Genomic DNA, 15,865 nt, shown 5'->3' with positions numbered 1-15,865 from the left:
CCATTGTCTCGCACACGCGCCGTACAACATGGTGGTGCCCCCGGAAACGGATGATCCACCGTTTCCGGGGGCACCGGATGCGCGTCGAAGCAGCCGGTCAGGCAGCCGACGCGGCCTTGTGCCGGTTCACCCGGCGCGCCGGGCCAGCGTCAGCCGGGAGCGGGTGAGTGCCGCTGCCAGCAGCCCGGCCAGCAGCGGGACGACCACGGCCAGCAGCCCGATGGTCGCCCAGGGCAGCACGATCGGCGTGAAGGCGGATTCCATGGGCTCCTCCCGCATCGCGTCCATCGCGTTGCGCAGGTCGACCATGCGCAGTGCCACCGCGGGCACCAGGCCCGCCGCCGTGCCGAGCAGCACCCCGGTGAGTGCCACCACCAGGCACTGGAAGCCCGACAGCGTCCGCCTTACCCGCGGGGGCGCGCCGACCGCGCTCAGCGTGGTGAGGTCGGCCTCGGCGTCGGCCTTGGCGAGGCCGGTGGTGATGGCTGCCGCACCCAGGGTCACCACGCCGGCGAACAGCGTGAGGATCAGCAGAATGACGTTCTCCCGGTCGCCCGGACCGTGTTCGGTCTGGAGCCAGAGCCCGCCGCCGGCCTGGTCGATGGCGGCGGAGACGCGCTGCTCCTCGGCCTCCGTGGGCGGGTGGGGGACGGCGTACACGGATCCGGCCGCCTGGGTGTGCAGGCCGAGCCGCTCGGCGGTCCGCTCGGGAAGGACCATGCGGATGCCGGGGGTGGCGGCGTATTCGGCGTCCGCGACGTACACCTTCAGCCGGTCCGTGGACGTGCGGGCCGGACCCGGGTGCAGCGCGCGGTTCTTCTTGTCCTCGGCGTTGTACGTGTGGACGGCCTTGAGCGTGATCTCGCCGTTCTTCGCGTACGCCCGGTTCAGCAGGACGGGGGTGCCGGCCTTCAGCGCCGCGGCGGCCGCGGGGTCGTCGAGCTTCGCATAGGTGCGGAGCAGGTCAGGGCCGCCCACCACGATGTTGTTCGGGTCCAAGCTGAAACTGCCCGAGGAGATGTACTCGTCCATGCAGGCGGGGGAGCGCATCATCCGCTGGTGCTCCTCCGCGGAGAGCCGCGCGGCGAGGTCCTTGGCGCCCTTCGTGTTGAGGGGGCACGTGTGGCCCTTGCCGGTGGGCTTGACCAGCGTCATGGTGCCGCAGCCGTTCTCCTCCTCGTAATAGATGTTGCAGTCGCTGCCCGCCCAGACCCGGGAGAAGTCGGCGTGACCACCGGTCACCGTCATGTTCTGCTCGACGGACGCCCTGGTCGTCGGGAGGCGCTCGGCCGACTTGGCGTCGGTGGCCGACAGGACCATCGTCCCCGTGGTCAGCATGGGCGTGTAGTCGTGGTCGGACTCGGCCAGGCTGCTGGACATGTACGTCGCGATGGCCACCGAGCCTGCGACGGCCGCCATCACGGCGGCGACCGCGGGAGCGGTGCGGCCGCGGTTGCGGGCGGCATCGCGCAGCGCCATCCGCGGCGAGAGCGGCAGCCTGCGGCCGAGCCGGCCCAGCAGGCCGACGATCACCGGAATGCAGGCGAGCAGGCCGAGCTCGGCGACGACCGAGCCACCGGCGACCAGCGTGGACTCACCGCTGGTGCCGCCGTATACGGCGACGGCGATGCCGAGGGCCAGCACACAGGCGCCCACGGTGGGCAGCACCCGGGAGCTGCGGCGCACACCGCGCCGTCCGGTGAGCGATTCCAGTACTGACTGCCGGGCGGCCACGATCGCCGGGGCGAACGCCGCGAGGAGCCCGGTGACCAGACCGAGCGCGGCGATGACGAGGAGCTCCGTCGGCTTCAGGAGCAGGGAGCCGAAGCGCTGCCCGGCCCAGTCCTCGATCAGCGGCCGGAACACCACCGTGAGCAGCAGCCCGGCCGCGACACCGGTCACCGCCCCGACGGCGCCCAGCACTAGCCCGCCGGAGAGCACCACGGCGCGGACATGGCGCCGGTCGCCGCCGCAGGTGCCGAGGAGCCCGAGCTGACGGCGTGAGCGGCGCGCACCGACGGCGAAGGCCGGTCCGGCGAGCAGGACGATCTCCAGGAGGGCCATGGCGACCACGGTGATGACGGCCGCGCTCTCCTCGCCGGAGTTGTCCGCGTCGTAGTCGCTCACCGACTTGGCCAGCGGGATCTCGGAGTCCGGCGGCGGGTCCAGGAGCACCTGGCGGGACACGACGAGGACACCGGTCGTGTTGGCCGCGAGCACGTCGCCCCAGCCGATACCCGTCGCACCGGAACCCGAGACCAGCCACTCGGTCGAGCCCGTGTTGGGCGGCAGCACGTTCTTGTCGCGGTCGGCCGCGGCCTGCCACGGGGCGATGACGGCGCCCGGATCGGCGTACAGCGTCCTCGACTTGAGATTGTCGGGCTGCTCGACCACACCGGTGATGGTGTAGGTGCGGCCGGCGCTGTTCACCGTGGTGCGGGAGCCGACGTGCAGCCCCGCCGACTCCAGGAACGGCTTGGTCGCCACCATCTCACCGGCGCCGCCCGGGAACTTGCCCTCGATCAGGTCGACCTTGCCGCGGGCCATCGGGTCCGAGGTCCGGAACTCCACGATCTCGGTGTCGGTGAGCCCGTACGCGGTAGTGACGCTCGCGGGCACGGACCGGATGCTGATCGCCCGCGCGCCCTCGGGGAGGGCGGTGCGCATGTCGACCGGCGGGATGTCGCCCTCGGGCGGCTCGTCACCGACGACGTCGTACATGTTCCCGTCGGGCATCTGCTGCAGCGGGCCTATGCCCGGGTCGCTGAACAGTGCGTCTGCCGAGCCCATCCGGGCCGTCAGCTGCTCGGCCTCGGTGGAGGCGACGCTGCGGTACGTGACGTCCGCCGCGGTCACCCCGAGCACCGGCAGCGCGATCATCGCGACCACCAGGGCGCTGCGGCCCTTCGCCCGCATGGCGTCGCGGCGGGCGATCCGGAGGGCGGCGCGCCACCCCGTGAAGAGGCTCACTCGGCACTTCCGGCGGCCAGCAGCGAGTCGGCGCCGACGGTCAGCGTCTGGTCGACGATGGAGCCGTCCCGCAGGAAGACCACCCGGTCCGCCCAGGCCGCGTACCGCGGCTCGTGCGTGACCATCACCCCGGCGGCGCCCTGGTCGCAGCGGTTGCGCAGCAGCGCGAGGACGGCCTCGCCGGTCTCGGAGTCGAGGGCCCCGGTCGGTTCGTCGGCGAGCACCAGGCGCCGGTCCCCCACGAGTGCGCGGGCGATCGCGACGCGCTGCTGCTGGCCGCCGGACATCTCGTCCGGGAAGCGGTCGGCGACGTCCAGGAGGTTCATCTCCTCCAGGGCGGCCAAGGCCTCCTTGCGCCCCTTGCGGACCGAGATCCCGTCGAGCTCGCGCGGCAGGGCGATGTTCTCGGCGGCGGTCAGTGCGGGGATCAGGTTGTAGTCCTGGAAGACGTAGCCGACGCTGCGGCGGCGCAGAGCCGCGATGCCCTTGCGGCCGAGTGCGGAGATGTCCTGGCCCTCGATGACGACCTGGCCGCGCGTCGCGGTGTCGAGACCGCCGGCCAGGGTCAGCAGGGTGGACTTGCCCGAGCCGGAGGGGCCCATCACGGCGACGAGCTCACCGGGGTGCACGGACAGGTTGATCCCGCGCAGGGCGTGCACTTCGGCGATGCCGGTGCCGTGGGTGCGGGTGAGGTCGCGGAGTTCGAGCACCGGTGCGTCCACCGGCAGGGGCGGAGCGGCCGGGGACGGGGACGGGATGTGCGGGGACATGACGGTGGGTTCCCCCCTGGAACGGGTCTGTGGTCGGTCTGTGTGCGTGGCCCGCGTCGTCGCGGCCATGGCTCAGCAGTGCGCGGTCGCGGTCCGAGCGGTCGCCCGGAGGCGCGTACGGCCCGCGACTGCAGTGGTGGGTTCAGCGGCGCGCGCGGGGCCGGGAGGCGGCTCGTGCCCCGCTGCGCGGGGACGTGGGCGCCTCGGGCTCCGTGGCGGCGGCCTCGGCGAGACGGACCAGCCGGGACTCGCAGTGGTCCAGCCAGCGGGCCTCGGCCTCGGCCTGGAAGATCAGCTGCTCCAGTACGAGCAGCCAGGCGACTTCGTCGCGGTTGGCGGGGACGTCGGTGAGGGCCTGCGCCTTGAGGCGGGTGTAGTCCTGCATCGCCTTGACCGTGTGGTGGCGCTGGGACTGGATGATGGCCCGGATGTCGACGCCGGGGGCGCCGACGGCCATGGCGAGCTTGATGGCCAGCTCGTCGCGGGGCGGGCTGCTGCGGTCGACCGGCGTCTCGAACCAGGTGCGCAGCTCGGTCTGTCCGTCGTCGCTGATCGAGTAGAGGGCGTGCCCCTGCTCGTCCTCGCCGTCCTGGACGACCAGGCCGTCGCGCTCCAGTCTGCTCAGCGTCGTGTACACCTGCCCGACGTTGAGAGGCCAGGTGGAGCCGGTGCGCGACTCGAATTCGGTGCGGAGCTGGGAGCCGTACCTGGGCCCTCGCTCCAGTAGGGCCAGAAGCCCATGGCGGATCGACATACTGAGTATGTATACCGAGTATGCCGATGGATGCAAGTCCCGGAGGGCCGCCGAGGGGCCGCCGCCGAGGCGGTCGACCACTCCGTCGTGCGGCGCTCAGCCGGAGCGGCGCATGCGGAAGGCGAAGAAGCCGACGCCCAGGCCGATCAGGGCGATTCCCGCCCCGAGCGACATCTGCTTGACCTGCTGGGCGGCCGGTCCCTCGAGGGCCTGCCGTGACATCCGGCCGGCTCCGGGGCGTGTGCTCGGCTCCGGAGTGAGGGACGGTACGCCGGCGGGCTGCGTCGCCGGTGGTTCCTTCTCGGCCTCGTCGAGGGCGTCGGCCCGGGCGAGCTCCTGGGGTGTCATCGGCCTCCCGGGCCGCTGTCGCCCCTCCCCGGCGGGCAGCCCGGCCAGCGGTGCCCCGAGGTCGTCAGGGCGCGGTGATCCGGCGCCGGGCGAAGCCGGAGCGGAGGCGGCGGACGAGGATGTGGACGCCGCGGGGGATGCGGTGGAGGACGACGGCAGAGGGGCTGGGTGCGCCGGTGCGTTCGACGGGGTGGCGAGGGCCCCGGAGCGCGAGGCGGAAGGGGCTGCCGGCGACGGAATCGACGACGGAACCGATGACGCAACCGATGACGGAACGGGCGAGGGAACCGACGACGGAACCGGCGGCGGTACTGCCGGCACCGCGGACGGCGGAACGGGCGGTGAAGCGGATGGGAGCGCAGCCGGGAGCCCCGGTGCCGCCCCAGGCAGGGGAGGTGAGAGAGGCGAGGGGGGTGAGAGCGGCGAGAACGGCGAGGAATGCAGAAGGGGTGAAAGGGGTGAAAGGGGTGAAGGAGGCGAAGGAGGTGAGAGAGGCTCAAGAGGCGAGCGAGGCGAAGAAGGTGCTCTCGGTGACTCGGACGCGTCGGCCGTCGCCACGCCCCGGACGGAAGCGTGCTGGCCGGCCTGCGCCTCCCCGCCCGTCATGGCCCCCAGCGTCGCGGCTGCCGTCAATGCCAGGCAGGCCACGCACCGCGAGTGCCGCGAGGCGAGGTGTCCTGAAGCCATGAGGCCAGCGTCACATGTGACGGTATGTCCGGCATCTCCGGTGATGCGGACGGATGGCGGCACGAGTCAGGGCAGCACCCCGCAGCAGCAGCAGCAGCAGCAGCAGAAGAAGAAGAAGAAGAAGCAGAAGCAGCAAGAGCAGCAGCGGCCGTACAACCGCCCCCTACACCCGCCCCACGCCCACGCCCTGCACCCGCAGCCCTACGCCCTGAACCCCATGCCCACGCCCACGCCCACGCTCAAGCCCTATGACCTACGCCGGGTCGCCCGTCGCGATGCGCAGCTCGAAGTGGGCGCCCACCTTCGGCACCGCGGTTCCGGACGTGGGGAACTGGTCGATGACCTGGTCCTCCGCGTACGCGTTCCCGGGGACCTTGATCTGCTTGATGGTCCAGCCCGCGGCGTCCGCGCAGGCGCGTGCCGAGAGGATGTCCTTGTAGAGGAAGCTCGGGGCGTCGACCTTGTTCGGGTCGTCGTCGTCCTCGTACGCCTCCGTGCACTTGTCGGTGTCTATCGTCCGGTTCCGCTCCGGATCCTTGTGGTCACCGGAGGGGGACTCGCTCGACGAGGCCTCGGTGCCGCCCTTGCCCGGGTCGTCGTCCTTCAGCGCGAGCGCCGTGATCAGGCCGCCGACCGCGATCAGGGCGACCACGATCGAGCCGACGATCACCGGCATGTTCCGCTTGGAGCCGCCACCCGAGGACGTGGCGTGCGTCTGCGGCGAGACCGAGTACGGCGTCGGGGTCTGCTGCTGCATCGGCGACATCGCCGCCGGTGCCTGGTACGCCGGGGTCGACTGCGGATAGCCGTACGACGCTGCCGGGGCGGGCGCCGGGGTCGGCGCGCCGTAGGGGCCGGGCTGCTGCTGCGACTGGTAGGGGCCCGGCTGGTACGGCGTCTGGACGTTCGGCGGTACGGGGGCGGACTGGTCGACCGGCGGGAAGACGGCCGAGCCGACCCCCGAGCCGCTGTTCGCCGGAGCGCCCGCACCGCTGACGATCACGGGGGCGCCCGTCTGTCCGCTCGCGTTCAGCACACGCGCGATCTCGTCCTGCATCGCGGCGGCGCTGGGGAAGCGCTCGTTGGGGTTCTTCTTCAGGGCGCGGGCGACGAGGGCGTCCATCGCCGGGGTGAGCGACCGGTTGATGGTCGACGGGGCGACCGGCTCCTCCTGCACGTGCGCGTACGCGATGGCGAGCGGGGAGTCCGCGTCGAAGGGGATGCGGCCGGTCAGCAGCTGGAACAGCATGATGCCGACGGAGTAGAGGTCGGAGCGGGCGTCCACGCCACGGCCCAGGGCCTGCTCGGGGGAGAGGTACTGCGGGGTGCCGACGACCATGCCGGTCTGCGTCATCGACGTGACGCCCGACTGCATGGCGCGGGCGATGCCGAAGTCCATGACCTTCACGATGCCGCGCTTGGTCACCATCACGTTGCCGGGCTTGATGTCGCGGTGGACCAGGCCCATCTCGTGGCTGGTGTCCAGGGCGGCCAGCACGTCGGCCGTCACCTTGAGCGCCTTGTCGGCGGGCATCGCGCCGTAGTTGCGGATGTCCGCCTGGAGGACGGAGCCGAGCGGCTGCCCCTCGACGTACTCCATGACGATGTACGGCATCAGCGCGCCGCCGAGTTCGTCCTCGCCGGTGTCGAAGACGGAGACGATGTTGGTGTGCTGAAGCTTTGCGACTGCCTGCGCCTCGCGCCGGAACCGTTCGCGGAAGGACTGCTCGCGGCCGAGCTCCGTGTGGAGGGTCTTGATCGCGACCTGCCGGTCGAGAGCCGAGTCGTAGGCCAGATATACGGATGCCATCCCGCCTTCGCCCAGCAGGTCACGAAGCTGGTAGCGGCCGCCGGCGACCGAACCGCCCGCGTAGCGACCCTGGGCACCGTGTGCGCCGTCCTGGCTCATGACTTGCTTCCCCCTAGGGCCGCGCGAGCGCGCGAAGATCCGTATTACTGGGCAAGTCTGCCCGAGGGGTACGACACGTCAAGCCAGGTGCCCGTTCCGTGACCCTACGCACAAGAAGCGTCTCGGAAGCGTTACAGGAACCGCATGAAATTTGCGCGGTTGGCGCGCCAGCCGGTTGGATGACCCGTCCCTCTCGAAAACGGTGTGTCCGACGGAGGCTGTAGCGTGACGTGGCAATGCAGCTAGGCACCGTGAGAACCCGCGGACGCGCGGACAGAAACGACGGCGAGGACTGATGGCACCCGAACCCGAAGCAAACGGCGGCGGAGTTCCGGATGGCACCGACGCCTGGGGCATCGGCGGTGTCGTCGGCGACGGACGCTACCGGCTGACCGGCCGACTGGGCCGGGGCGGCATGGCCGAGGTCTTCGCAGCCGAGGACGTCCGGCTCGGACGTACCGTCGCGGTGAAACTGCTGCGCTCCGATCTTGCCGAGGACCCGGTCTCCAAGGCCCGGTTCACGCGTGAGGCGCAGTCGGTCGCCGGCCTCAACCACCATGCGGTGGTGGCGGTGTACGACTCCGGCGAGGACACCGTGGCCGGCCAGACGGTTCCGTACATCGTCATGGAGCTCGTCGAGGGCCGCACCATCCGTGACCTGCTGCTCAACGCGGAGGCCCCGCCTCCGGAGCAGGCGTTGATCATCGTCTCCGGAGTGCTGGAGGCGCTGGCCTACTCGCACCAGCACGGGATCGTGCACCGGGACATCAAGCCGGCCAACGTGATCATCACGCACTCCGGTGCGGTCAAGGTGATGGACTTCGGCATCGCCCGTGCGCTGCACGGCGCGCAGTCGACGATGACCCAGACCGGCATGGTCATGGGGACGCCGCAGTACCTCTCCCCCGAGCAGGCGCTGGGCAAGGCCGTCGACCACCGCTCCGACCTGTACGCCACCGGGTGTCTGCTCTACGAACTCCTCGCACTGCGGCCCCCGTTCACGGGTGAAACGCCGCTTTCCGTGGTGTACCAGCATGTTCAGGACATTCCGGTCCCGCCGTCGGAGATCTCGCACGGGGTGCCGCCGGAGCTCGACGGGCTCGTCATGCGCTCGCTCGCGAAGGACCCGGACGACCGGTTCCAGAGCGCCGAGGAGATGCGCGGACTGGTCCAGTACAGCCTGCAGATGCTCCAGGTGCAGGGTGGTCACACCGGTACGTGGAACACCGGCCCGGTCGTGATGAACGACGGCCAGAACACCCCGCCCAGGGGCATGACCGGCTCCACCCGTGCGATGAGCCAGGGCGGATACCACGGGGACACGTCACAGGGCCCGATCCTGCCGCCGATGAACCCGGACGACGGTGGCTACGACGGCGGCAGCAGCCGGCAGGGCGGTGGCGGCCGCGGGAAGCTGTGGCTGTTCGTCGTCCTCGCGCTGATCGCCATCGGGGTGGGTGTCGCCATCGCGGTCAACGCGGCCAAGGGCAGCGGCGAGACGCCCAAGGTGCCGGTCACCTCGACCTCCAGCTCCCCCTCCCCGACGGAGACCTCGGCCTCGCCGACCGACGAGGAGACGACACAGGACACCGAGCAGCCGGGCAACTCCACCGGCGAGCAGCAGCAGCCTTCGTACACCCCGTCGTACACCCCGTCGTTCACCCCGAGCGAGACGACCGAGCCGACGCCCTCGGGCACGCCGACCGAGACGGGCACGGCGGGTACGAGCGGGGGCAGCACGGACGCGGGCACCAGCACGGGCACGGACGCGGGCACGGACGCCGGTGCGGACGCGGGCGCGGACGCGGGCGCCGACGCGGGTACGGACGCGGGTACGGACGCCGGTACGGGTGCGGACGCCGGCGCCGACGCCGGGGTCACCTCCGGGACCAGTGCCGGAGCCGCCGCGGGCGCCGGTGGTGGCACCCCGTAACCCTCACCCCGTAACCCTCACCCCGTGAACGCGTCGCGTACCGCCTCGTACTCACGGGTCCACCAGACCGCCAGGGCCGACACCGCAGGGAACTGCGGGTCGGCCCTGCGGTCGTTCAGGCAGTAGCGCCAGTGCAGTATCCAGAAGTCGTTGAGCCGCTCCCACCACACCCGGTGCACCGCCGCGGCCAGTTCGTCCGCGCCCGCGCCGGCTGCCCGCCGGTAGGCGCGCGCGTAGGCCCGCACCTTCCCCAGCTCCAGCTCTCCGGCCGGCTGCACGAAGAAGATCGCCGCGGCCCGTACCGCCTCTTCCGCGCGGGGCTGCACCCCCAGCCGGTCCCAGTCCAGGATCGCCACCGGTTCGGCGCCCCGGTAGAGGACGTTCAGCGGGTGGAAGTCGCCGTGCACCCACCCGGTCGCCGGGCCGTCCGGGGCGGGCGGCCGGCGGTCCGCGTGCTGTTCCAGCAGGGTGCGCCGCTCCAGCAGCCGGTGTTCGGCCAGTTCGTCGAAGGAGTCCCGGGGCCGGCGGCCGCGCGCTGCGGTCAGCAGCTCGTCGATCAGCGTGAACGTGTCGGAGGCGTCGGGGCTCGCATGGCAGGCCCGCCCCCCGGCCCCCGAGCCCGCGTCCATCACCTGCTCAAGACCTGTGTGTACGGCTCCGAGCAGCGCCCCGAGACGTAACGACTGGGCGACGGTGAGCTGGGCGCCTGCCCGGTGCAGTCCGTCGACCCAGGGGTGCAGGGCGTAGCAGCGGCCGCCGATCTCGGTGACGGTGTCCCCGTCGCTGTCCACGACGGGCGGCGCGACGGGCACTCCGAGTGACTGGAGACGCTGGGTGGCCCGGTGCTGGCGGACGATCGTGGCGCGGTCGCCGGTGGAGTCGTCCAGATGATGCTTGAGGAAGTACGAGCCGCGGGTGGTGGACACCCGGTAACCGTGGTTGAGCAGGCCCTGGGCGAGTGGCTTGCAGGTGAGCGGCTGGCCTGCGTCCGGGTAGCGGCGCAGCACCTCGCCGACCGGGGGAACAGGCGGGAATGTTACAGATGAGCGCGGCACTCGCCAGATGTTAGATCACGCTGCGTTGCGGATCTGCGGAGTTGCGTGGAAGTCCAGAGTGTGCACAGTGACGAAGTGCGGGTCGAGCCGGATGTAGGCCGGTGCGAAGGGCTCCCCGTTGACCTCGATCGGTGCGGGGCCGAAGAGCTCGCGCTGGGCGCAGGTCGGCTCGATGATCTGTGCGGGCCCGGTGAACTGCACGGACCACAGGTCGCGGCTGCCGGCCGAGGTGGCGGCGTTGTAGTTGTCCGCCCCGTACGCCACGACGGCGCCGTCGCAGGCGTCGTGGTAGCCGAGACCGCTGTGCATGCGCAGGACGACGCGGCCGTCGGTGACGATGTGCCGGGCCACCGTCAGGATCGGGAGGGCTCGCATACTCGTCGCCAGGCGGCCGTAGGGGACCCGGCCGAGCAGTTGGATCGCGTGGAGTTCCTCGGAGGACATGCCTTCCACTGTCCGTCACCGCGGGGGCGCACAGAAGAGGCCGCGGCCCCGGGTGGCACGGGACCAAAGTCCCGAAGATCACCGGGGGCCGCGGCCCCTTCCGTACGTCTGTACGGGTCAGCGCTTCTCGGCCTGGAGCCGCGCCACATAGGCGGCGGCCTGCGAGCGCCGCTCCATGCCCAGCTTGGACAGCAGGCTGGAGACATAGTTCTTGATCGTCTTCTCGGCGAGGTGGAGCCGCTCACCGATCACGCGGTTCGTCAGCCCCTCGCCGATCAGATCCAGGATCTTGCGCTCCTGGTCGGTGAGGCCCGCGAGTTTGTCGTCGCCGCGGCCCTTCTTTCCGTCGCGCAGCCGTTCCAGCACCCGCGCGGTGGCCACCGGGTCGAGCAGTGACTTTCCGGCCGCCACGTCCCGTACGGCATTCAGCAGTTCATTGCCGCGGATCGCCTTGAGCACATATCCGGATGCGCCCGCCATGATGGCGTCGAAAAGTGCCTCGTCGTCGGCGTACGAAGTCAGCATCAGGCAGTTGATGGACTCGTCCTGGGAACGGATCTCGCGGCAGACCTCCACTCCGCTGCCGTCCGGCAGCCGTACGTCGAGGACGGCGACGTCGGGCCGGGTCGCGGGGATCCGTACCAACGCGTCCGCGGCCGTACCGGCCTCGCCGACCACCTCGATGTCGTCCTCGACCGAGAGGAGCTCGTGGACTCCGCGGCGGACGACTTCGTGGTCATCCAGCAGAAAAACAGTGATTTTTCCTTCTTTGCGCACAAACGCAGTCTCACACACTCCCCTCTTCCCTGCCGGTGTCGGGCGGGATAACGTGCCGTTGTTCCGGCAGCCTGTAAGGCTGTTACCAGTGCTGTGACCAGCGAGAGTTCCCGAATTCTTCGATTTACTTGGATATCCAAGCAAAATCGCAGGTCAGGAAGGGTTTCGCAGTTGCGCGAAGCACTGGGTAACGTGCCTTTTAACAGGGCGCTCGCCGGGGCACCTGTCACGCCTGTTCCCGGACCGAGCGGCACCCACCCCGTGCACGGGTACGGACACAGGCGAGCCGCACTGGTCTCCCGGCAGACCCCGGGGGCCGGACCGACGGAGGAGCACGCACGTGACCGTGGAGAGCACTGCTGCCGCGCGTAAGCCGCGACGCAGCAGCAAGCGGACCAGCGCCGCGAAGACGCCACAGAGTTCCGGACCCGAACTCGTACAGCTGCTGACGCCCGAGGGCGTTCGCGTCGAGCACCCGGACTACTCGATCGACCTGACCGCGGACGAGCTGCGCGGTCTGTACCGGGACATGGTCCTGACCCGCCGCTTCGACGCCGAGGCCACCGCGCTCCAGCGTCAGGGCGAGCTGGGCCTGTGGGCCTCGCTGCTGGGCCAGGAAGCTGCTCAGATCGGCTCCGGCCGGGCGCTGCACGACGACGACTACGTCTTTCCGACGTACCGCGAGCACGGCGTCGCCTGGTGCCGCGGCGTCGACCCGACCAATCTGCTCGGGATGTTCCGCGGTGTGAACCACGGCGGCTGGGACCCGAACACCAACAACTTCCACCTGTACACGATCGTCATCGGCTCGCAGACCCTGCACGCCACCGGCTACGCCATGGGCGTCGCCAAGGACGGCGCGGACTCGGCCGTGATCGCGTACTTCGGTGACGGCGCCTCCAGCCAGGGCGATGTCGCCGAGGCGTTCACCTTCTCCGCGGTCTACAACGCCCCGGTCGTGTTCTTCTGCCAGAACAACCAGTGGGCGATCTCCGAGCCGACCGAGAAGCAGACCCGGGTGCCGCTCTACCAGCGCGCCCAGGGCTACGGCTTCCCCGGCGTCCGGGTCGACGGCAACGACGTACTCGCCTGCCTGGCCGTCACCAGGTCGGCTCTGGAGCGGGCCCGCCAGGGCGAGGGGCCCACCCTCGTCGAGGCGTTCACCTACCGGATGGGCGCGCACACCACCTCCGACGACCCGACGAAGTACCGGGCCGACGAGGAGCGCGTCGCCTGGGAGGCCAAGGACCCGATCCTGCGCCTGCGCACCTACATGGAGAACGAGGGCGCCGCCGACGAGGCGTTCTTCACCGCTCTCGACGAGGAGAGCGAGACGCTCGGCAAGCGGGTGCGCGAAGCCGTACGGTCCATGCCCCAGCCGGACCGGCTGGCCATCTTCGACCACGCCTACGCCGACGGGAACGCCCTCGTCGACGAGGAGCGCGCCCAGTTCGCCGCCTACCAGGCATCGTTCGCCGAGGAGGGCAAGTAGCCATGGCCATGGAAAAGATGTCCATTGCGAAGGCGCTCAACGAGTCGCTGCGCAAGGCCCTCGACACCGACCCCAAGGTCCTCATCATGGGTGAGGACGTAGGCAAGCTGGGCGGGGTCTTCCGGATCACCGACGGACTCCAGAAGGACTTCGGCGAGGACCGGGTGATCGACACCCCGCTCGCCGAGTCCGGCATCGTCGGCACGGCGATCGGCCTGGCGCTGCGCGGCTACCGGCCGATCGTGGAGATCCAGTTCGACGGCTTCGTCTTCCCCGCGTACGACCAGATCGTCACGCAGCTCGCGAAGATGCACGCCCGGTCGCTCGGCAAGATCAAGCTGCCGGTCGTCGTACGGATTCCCTACGGCGGCGGCATCGGCGCCGTTGAGCACCACAGCGAGTCGCCCGAGGCGCTGTTCGCGCACGTCGCGGGCCTGAAGGTCGTCTCGCCCTCCAACGCGTCGGACGCGTACTGGATGATGCAGCAGGCCGTGCAGAGCGACGACCCGATCATCTTCTTCGAGCCGAAGCGCCGCTACTGGGACAAGGGCGAACTCGACACCGAGTCCATCCCGGGCCGGCTGCACCGGGCCTCCGTCGCCCGTACCGGCACGGACCTCACACTCGTCGCCTACGGCCCGATGGTGAAGGTCTGCCTGGAGGCCGCCGCGGCCGCCCAGGAGGAGGGCAAGTCGATCGAGGTCGTGGACCTGCGGTCGATGTCCCCGATCGACTTCGACGCCATCCAGGCCTCGGTCGAGAAGACCCGCCGGCTGGTCGTGGTCCACGAGGCGCCGGTGTTCTACGGTTCCGGCGCGGAGATCGCCGCTCGCATCACGGAGCGCTGCTTCTACCACCTGGAGGCACCCGTGCTGAGGGTCGGCGGCTACCACGTCCCGTACCCGCCGGCCCGGCTGGAGGACGAGTACCTCCCGGGTCTCGACCGCGTGCTCGACGCCGTCGACCGCTCGCTGGCGTACTGAGGACGGGGACGTGACAACGATGACCGAAACTTCCAACGCTGCTCGCTTCCGTGAGTTCAAGATGCCCGACGTGGGCGAGGGACTGACCGAGGCCGAGATCCTCAAGTGGTTCGTCCAGCCCGGTGACACCGTCACCGACGGCCAGGTCGTCTGCGAGGTCGAGACGGCGAAGGCCGCCGTGGAGCTGCCGATCCCGTTCGACGGGGTGGTGCACGAGCTGCGGTTCCCCGAGGGCACGACCGTCGACGTCGGCCAGGTGATCATCGCGGTGGACGTCGCGCCGGGTTCCGGCGACGACGCCCCGGTGGCGGCCGCGCCGACGCCCGAGCCTGTCGTGGAGCCCTCGGAGCCCGAGGAGCCGAAGGGCCGTACGCCCGTCCTGGTGGGCTACGGCGTGGCCGAGTCCTCCACCAAGCGGCGCGCCCGCAAGGGCACGGAGGCGGCCCCCGCGGCGGCCTCCGCCGCGATCCAGGGCGAGATGAACGGCCACGGCCCCGCCGCGGTCGCCGAGAGCCGTCCGCTGGCCAAGCCGCCGGTGCGCAAGCTCGCCAAGGACCTGGGCATCGACCTGGCGACGGTCACCCCGACCGGCGAGGGCGGCGTCATCACCCGCGAGGACGTGCACGCGGCGGCGACGCCGGCGCCCGCCCCCGCACCGGTGCAGGCCGAGGCGGCGGTCGCGGCTCCGGTGGCGGCCCCGGCGGCGGCTCCCTCCGCCGTGACCGCGCGCGAGACGCGTATCCCCGTCAAGGGCGTACGGAAGGCCATCGCGCAGGCCATGGTCGGCAGCGCGTTCACGGCGCCGCACGTCACCGAGTTCGTGACCGTCGACGTGACGCGCACGATGAAGCTCGTGGCGGAGCTCAAGGAGGACAAGGACATGGCGGGGGTGCGGGTCAACCCGCTCCTGATCATCGCCAAGGCCCTCCTGGTCGCGATCAAGCGGAACCCCGAGGTCAACGCCGCCTGGGACGAGGTGAACCAGGAGATCGTGCAGAAGCACTACGTCAACCTGGGCATCGCCGCCGCCACCCCGCGCGGACTGATCGTCCCGAACATCAAGGACGCGCACGAGCAGACGCTGCCGCAGCTGGCCGCGTCCCTGGGCGAGCTGGTCTCCACGGCCCGCGAGGGCAAGACGTCCCCCGCCGCGATGGCGGGCGGCACGGTGACCATCACCAACGTCGGCGTCTTCGGCGTCGACACGGGCACGCCGATCCTGAACCCGGGCGAGTCCGCGATCCTCGCGGTCGGCGCGATCAAGCTCCAGCCCTGGGTCCACAAGGGCAAGGTGAAGCCCCGTCAGGTCACCACGCTGGCGCTCTCGTTCGACCACCGCCTGGTCGACGGCGAGCTCGGCTCCAAGGTCCTGGCGGACGTCGCCGCGATCCTGGAACAGCCGAAGCGGCTGATCACCTGGGCGTAGTGGCCCCGGCGGTACGTGTGTGAGGTGGGCCCGCGAGCTGTTCGCGCGGGCCCACCGGCATGTCCGTGACCGTGCCCGGAGCCGGGGGCGAGCTCGGCAAGGGGGATCGGGCGGGACCGGTCCTGCCGACGGCGAGCGCACCATCCCCGAACCGAAGAACGCCCGTTCGGATCCGGTACAACACCCCGTGCACGACCCGGCGGTGGTCCCGCCACCTGTCACAGCGCCGATTGCCCACCGGTAGCAGCGGCTCCGGCCGCTCCCATTGAGCATCCGTCGAGTCACCTCTGTCTCCCACGGTCCTGTCAACGACTGGA

Annotated in this window: 12 protein-coding genes; 4 read left to right on the top strand and 8 right to left on the bottom strand. The window is 70.8% G+C overall.

Annotated features, from left to right (window positions below; translation table 11 throughout):
- Positions 1 to 126: 126 nt before the first annotated feature.
- The 5 genes from ABT025_RS06430 to ABT025_RS06410 form a co-directional block, all read right to left on the bottom strand.
- Positions 127 to 2,970: an FtsX-like permease family protein gene (locus tag ABT025_RS06430; RefSeq protein WP_350990496.1), complete on the bottom strand. Its 2,844-nt coding sequence runs from the start codon at positions 2,968 to 2,970 to the stop codon at positions 127 to 129.
- Positions 2,967 to 3,740, bottom strand: a complete 774-nt coding sequence (locus ABT025_RS06425; RefSeq protein ID WP_350990494.1) for an ABC transporter ATP-binding protein — start codon at positions 3,738 to 3,740, stop codon at positions 2,967 to 2,969. Before ABT025_RS06425 ends, ABT025_RS06430 begins: the two co-directional genes overlap by 4 nt.
- A gap of 142 nt (positions 3,741 to 3,882) precedes the next feature.
- Positions 3,883 to 4,494 (bottom strand): PadR family transcriptional regulator, encoded by a 612-nt coding sequence (locus tag ABT025_RS06420; protein ID WP_350990492.1) that lies wholly within the window; start codon positions 4,492 to 4,494, stop codon positions 3,883 to 3,885.
- A 96-nt stretch (positions 4,495 to 4,590) separates the two neighbouring features.
- Complete coding sequence (locus ABT025_RS06415) at positions 4,591 to 4,842, bottom strand: hypothetical protein (RefSeq protein WP_350990490.1); 252 nt, start codon at positions 4,840 to 4,842, stop codon at positions 4,591 to 4,593.
- A gap of 940 nt (positions 4,843 to 5,782) precedes the next feature.
- The gene (locus ABT025_RS06410; RefSeq protein WP_350990488.1) at positions 5,783 to 7,438 is read right to left on the bottom strand and encodes a protein kinase domain-containing protein; all 1,656 of its coding nucleotides are present in this window, start codon (positions 7,436 to 7,438) and stop codon (positions 5,783 to 5,785) included.
- 295 nt (positions 7,439 to 7,733) lie between these two features.
- Between ABT025_RS06410 and ABT025_RS06405 the strand changes: the two genes are divergently transcribed.
- A complete protein-coding gene (locus ABT025_RS06405) occupies positions 7,734 to 9,371 on the top strand; it encodes a protein kinase domain-containing protein (protein ID WP_350990486.1) in 1,638 nt (545 codons plus the stop codon).
- Positions 9,372 to 9,388: 17 nt separating this feature from the next.
- Here ABT025_RS06405 and ABT025_RS06400 read toward each other — a convergent pair whose 3' ends face one another.
- The 3 genes from ABT025_RS06400 to ABT025_RS06390 all read right to left on the bottom strand — a co-directional run bounded on the left by ABT025_RS06400 (position 9,389) and on the right by ABT025_RS06390 (position 11,647).
- Entirely contained in the window at positions 9,389 to 10,378 is a 990-nt protein-coding gene (locus ABT025_RS06400) for a phosphotransferase enzyme family protein (RefSeq protein ID WP_350990484.1), read from the bottom strand.
- A gap of 63 nt (positions 10,379 to 10,441) precedes the next feature.
- The gene (locus ABT025_RS06395; protein WP_350990482.1) at positions 10,442 to 10,870 is read right to left on the bottom strand and encodes a pyridoxamine 5'-phosphate oxidase family protein; all 429 of its coding nucleotides are present in this window, start codon (positions 10,868 to 10,870) and stop codon (positions 10,442 to 10,444) included.
- 117 nt (positions 10,871 to 10,987) lie between these two features.
- Positions 10,988 to 11,647, bottom strand: coding sequence for a response regulator (locus tag ABT025_RS06390; protein ID WP_350990480.1), 660 nt, complete (start codon positions 11,645 to 11,647; stop codon positions 10,988 to 10,990).
- Between the two features lie 340 nt (positions 11,648 to 11,987).
- Between ABT025_RS06390 and pdhA the strand changes: the two genes are divergently transcribed.
- The 3 genes from pdhA to ABT025_RS06375 are packed head-to-tail and all read left to right on the top strand — an operon-like array spanning position 11,988 to position 15,548.
- Positions 11,988 to 13,139 (top strand): pyruvate dehydrogenase (acetyl-transferring) E1 component subunit alpha, encoded by a 1,152-nt coding sequence (gene pdhA, locus ABT025_RS06385; RefSeq protein WP_350990478.1) that lies wholly within the window; start codon positions 11,988 to 11,990, stop codon positions 13,137 to 13,139.
- A gap of 2 nt (positions 13,140 to 13,141) precedes the next feature.
- Entirely contained in the window at positions 13,142 to 14,122 is a 981-nt protein-coding gene (locus ABT025_RS06380) for an alpha-ketoacid dehydrogenase subunit beta (RefSeq protein WP_350990476.1), read from the top strand.
- A gap of 10 nt (positions 14,123 to 14,132) precedes the next feature.
- Positions 14,133 to 15,548 (top strand): dihydrolipoamide acetyltransferase family protein, encoded by a 1,416-nt coding sequence (locus ABT025_RS06375; RefSeq protein WP_350990474.1) that lies wholly within the window; start codon positions 14,133 to 14,135, stop codon positions 15,546 to 15,548.
- The last annotated feature ends 317 nt before the right edge of the window (positions 15,549 to 15,865 follow it).

This window comes from Streptomyces sp. NPDC002809 (genome assembly GCF_040295435.1).
Classification (GTDB): domain Bacteria; phylum Actinomycetota; class Actinomycetes; order Streptomycetales; family Streptomycetaceae; genus Streptomyces.
Note: the sequence above shows the minus strand (reverse complement) of the source record. Positions and strands in the feature narration are given on the sequence as shown.

Bases quoted from the DNA above. Each gene is read 5' to 3' on its own strand.
- ABT025_RS06410 (WP_350990488.1), bottom strand. From the start codon at position 7,438: ATGAGCCAGGACGGCGCACACGGTGCCCAGGGTCGCTACGCGGGCGGT.
- ABT025_RS06425 (WP_350990494.1), bottom strand. From the start codon at position 3,740: ATGTCCCCGCACATCCCGTCCCCGTCCCCGGCCGCTCCGCCCCTGCCG.
- ABT025_RS06405 (WP_350990486.1), top strand. From the start codon at position 7,734: ATGGCACCCGAACCCGAAGCAAACGGCGGCGGAGTTCCGGATGGCACC.
- ABT025_RS06395 (WP_350990482.1), bottom strand. From the start codon at position 10,870: ATGTCCTCCGAGGAACTCCACGCGATCCAACTGCTCGGCCGGGTCCCC.
- ABT025_RS06380 (WP_350990476.1), top strand. From the start codon at position 13,142: ATGGCCATGGAAAAGATGTCCATTGCGAAGGCGCTCAACGAGTCGCTG.
- ABT025_RS06420 (WP_350990492.1), bottom strand. From the start codon at position 4,494: ATGTCGATCCGCCATGGGCTTCTGGCCCTACTGGAGCGAGGGCCCAGG.
- ABT025_RS06415 (WP_350990490.1), bottom strand. From the start codon at position 4,842: ATGACACCCCAGGAGCTCGCCCGGGCCGACGCCCTCGACGAGGCCGAG.